Genomic DNA, 4,054 nt, shown 5'->3' with positions numbered 1-4,054 from the left:
TACACCTGACAACAATGGGCCAGCTACTCTCGCCTGATTTGCTCTGAATGGTAATCTCAAACTCAAAGACGTTCATGCGTCATGTCCCCTCATTATTTCTCACAGAAAGCGGCTCCGAAGCGCACCATATAAGGGGTGGGCTTGAAATTCTTTAACTCGGTTCATAGCGCTTGCACTCCTGGTTTTCACGGGTGATAGTGGCTCCCTAATGGCAATAGTTTCAGTTGGCTTTGCGTAGATTATTAGCAGTACCGATACCATCACAAAGATGGCGATCGCTCTCACTGAGATCGACACTGGGGTTCTTTAGATAATCGCGCACCCAATCGCAATTCATTGCTAGGAGTTCATTCATTCCTGCGATTTTCCACAGGCGGGCGGTGCCATCTTTTCCAGCAGTGAGTATGAGCTTGCCATCCGGGCTGAAGGCCACGCTATTGACCTTACCTTGATGCCCTTTGAAAACCGCCAACGGCTTGCTAGACGACCTGTTCTCAAGATCCCACAGACGGGCGGTGCCGTCTTCTCCAGCAGTGACTAGGAGCTTGCTATCCCCACTAAACTCCACACTTGTGATATGACCTTGATGCCCTTTGAAAACGTTCAACGGCTTGGCTGACGGACTTTCCCACAGACGGACGGTGCCGTCTTCTTCAGCAGTGACTGCGAGCTTTCTATCGGCACTAAACTTCAGACTCCCGGCTAAGCGCTTCTTCCGTTGTATAGAAGCCAACGGCTTGCCAGACAAAATATCCCACTGGACGATACCGTATTCTCCAGTAGTGACTAAGAACTTGCTATCCAAACTAAACGCTACACTCCAAATCTTTCCGTTAGGCGATTTGAGAACTTTCAACTGCTTGCCGGAAGTGTCCCACAGGCGGGGGATGCCGTCTTCTCCTAAAGTGACTACGATCTTGCTATCCGGGCTGAATAGGGCGCTCTTGACCTTACCTTTATGCCCTTGGAGAACTTTCAACTCCGTGCCTTTTGTGTCCCACAGACGGGCGGTGCCGTCTTCTCCACCAGTGACTATGAGCTTGCCATTCCCGCTGAAATGCACACTCCCGACCTTTCCTTGATGCCCTTTGAGAACTTTCAACTCCTTGCCGGAAGTATCCCACAGACGGACTTTGCCGTCGTCTCCAGCAGTGACTAAAAGTTTGCCATCCGGGCTGAACATAGCGCTATTAACCTCACCTTGATTCATTTTAATGACGGTCAACTGCTTGCCAGAAGTGTCCCATAGGCGGACGCTGTCGTCTTTTCCAGCAGTGACTAAAAGCTTCCCATCCGGGCTGAACATAGCACTCTTGTCCTCACCTTGATTCATTTTGAGGACGAACAACGGCTTGCCTTTTGTGTCCCACAGGCGGACGCTGTCGTCTTTTCCTACAGTGACTATGAGCTTGCCGTCCCGGCTGAAGGCCACGTTATAGATATCACCTTGATGCCCTTTGAGAGTGACAAACAGTTTGCCTTTTGTGTCCCACAGGCGGGCGGTGTCCCACAGGTTGGCGGTGTTGTCTTGTGCACCACTGACAAAAAGCTTGCCATCGGGACTGAACGCCACGCTATTGATATCACCTTTATGCTTTTTGCGGACAGTCGATCGCTTACTGGAAGTGTCCCACACACGGGCATTGCCGTCTTGTTCAGCAGCGACTAAAAGCTTGCCATTCGGGCTGAACGCCACGCTATTAACCTCACCTTGAGGCTCTTTAAAAACGCCCAACTGCTTACCAGACCTGTCCCACAGGTAGGCAGTGTTGTCTTTTCCAGCAGTGACTATCAACTTGCCATCCGGGCTGAACATGACGCTATTGACCTGACCTTGATGCTTGCGGACAGCCAACGGCTTGCCAGTAGCGTCCCACAGGCGGGCGGTGCCGTCTTCTCCACCAGTGACTATGAGCTTGCCATCCTCGCTGAACATGGCGCTCTTGACTTCGCCTTGATGCCCTTCGAGAACTTTCAACTCCGTGCCTTTTGTGTCCCACAGACGGGCGGTGCCGTCTCCTCCAGCAGTGACTAAGAGCTTGCCATCCGGGCTGAACGCTATGCTATTGACCTTATCTTGATTCGTTTTGAAATCGACCAACGGCTTGCCTTTAGTGTCCCACAGGACGATGGTTGGCACCGGGCTAAATAGCCTTTCAGAGCCACTGGTAGCCAGTGTCTTGCCATCCGGGCTGAAAGCTATATTATCAACTTGCCTTTGATTGCTTTCTAAACGGTTCAGTTCCTGTCCTGCATAAATTGTCTGGGACAGCTTACCTAGCACTTGATTCCTTAACCCAGCCTCTGGCCAAAGTGTTTCCCAAAATGAATGCTTGAGTGCTTGAGCAGCCTGTAAACTTTCTATCCGTGCATCTAGTGTTTGATTGGAAGCCAAGCGGGCTTCAGCAGATTCTAAAAAACCTAGAATTTGCTGAAGTTCTGCTTTCCTCCACTGAATTCCAGCAAAAATGGCAAATCCACCCAAGACAAAAGCGGCGCTCACAGCCGCCATGAGAATACGGTGTTTGCGTTGTTCCTCTTGTTTGCGAATGCGATCGCGCAACTGGACACAAGCCAAAACATACTCCGCCTCTTCTTGATTAAGATGCACAAATTTGGGGTGCTTTAACAACACCTCAGCATCTTCTAATCGTCCCCCCTGATGTACTAAATAGCTATCTTTGCCTGGTCGATCCTTGTGATTTTGCCAATCTTCTGCAGCCTGATTAATAGTTTCTCGCAGTTGCAAATCATTGCGGTTCTGATTCAACCAATTTTGCAACGCCGGCCAGTAGCGGATTAAAGCTTCATGAGCCACTTCCACCTCTTCCTTTCCCGTAGCTTCGTTCCGACTGGTAACTACCAGCCGCACCCCTTCACCAGCCAACTGCTGCACCAACTTCCTTGTTGCTGCTAGATCATCGCCTGTTGGCACCAAATCCTCTAACTCCACCCTGCGGCGCGTGTCCCGTCGCTTCTCCCCTACTACAGCACTCGCATCCAAGCGAGTTAAGCGCAAGAAAATATTCCGAACTTGCTCTTGCTCAGCAACTGACAAGCTATTGTAGAAATCATCGGCAGTCTTAGCGATCGCCTTTTGGACTCTACCGATCGCTTGATACTCCTCATCGCACAACCACCGTCCCCGCCGTCGCTTCCACAGTTCCTGCAACGCATATTGCAGCAGCGGCATTGCCCCTGGCTCCCCTTGCACGTCATTGAGAATCGAGTGGCTCAAGCCAGATTCAAAGCGCAGTCCTGCACTATCTGCCTGCATCTTCATGGCTGTAATCAGTTCCGCAGGTTCCATCGGCCCAACCAATTTTTGTCGAGTTTCAATCCGCTTTCTCAGTTCGGGGTAGAAGGTACACTCTCCCAAAAAATCTGCCCGCATCGTGATTACAACTTTCCGTTGTTCGGCAACATTTAATAACTTTTTAATGAAGGCTTGCCGATTGTCTTTATCGTCACAGAGGGTAAAAAGTTCCTCAAATTGGTCTACTACTAATATTGAATGTTGCTCTAATAGCTTCGATAATCTTTCTAATCGTCTTTCTAGCTGCTTCAGAGGCTCTTTTCCAGGCGTCATGTAAGCCCACTGGAGGCTTAGCTCCTCCTCTTTAAGCTTAGGAATCAGTCCTGCTAGCACTACCGATGACTTACCACTACCCGAAGTGCCAATTACGGCTAAGAAATTGTCCTTCGCCAGTTCCTTTTGTAAGTCTTTAATCAGCTCATCGCGCCCAAAAAAGAACTTGTGGTATTTTTTATCCGCGAAGGAAGACAGACCTGGGAACGGGCACTGGGCCTTGTATTCTGGTGGTTGCTTACCCAAGGCTGCCAGAGCATCGAAACTCAGGTCGAGCAGTTGCTCGCAGAGGTTGTTGAGTTCTACTATTGCCTGCTGGCGCTGTTCGCGGGCGGTGCGTGACTCGGCTCCGCGTGTATTTTTCAGCGTCTCTACCTGCGTTTTAAACCTCTGCTTGAGTACGTCCGCATTAGGGGCGCGTTCTACGAGGAGTTTGCTCAGCTTTTCCATACCATACTCGATTTC

At 50.2% G+C, this 4,054-nt stretch carries 1 protein-coding gene; it reads right to left on the bottom strand.

Going from position 1 to position 4,054, the window contains the following annotated elements; translation table 11 throughout:
• Positions 1-220: 220 nt before the first annotated feature.
• Entirely contained in the window at positions 221-4,039 is a 3,819-nt protein-coding gene (locus tag QUB11_RS30840; RefSeq protein ID WP_333392525.1) for an nSTAND1 domain-containing NTPase, read from the bottom strand.
• Positions 4,040-4,054: the final 15 nt, after the last annotated feature.

Source organism: Microcoleus sp. B6-A1 (assembly GCF_036705085.1).
GTDB lineage: Bacteria > Cyanobacteriota > Cyanobacteriia > Cyanobacteriales > Microcoleaceae > Microcoleus.
Note: the sequence above shows the minus strand (reverse complement) of the source record. Positions and strands in the feature narration are given on the sequence as shown.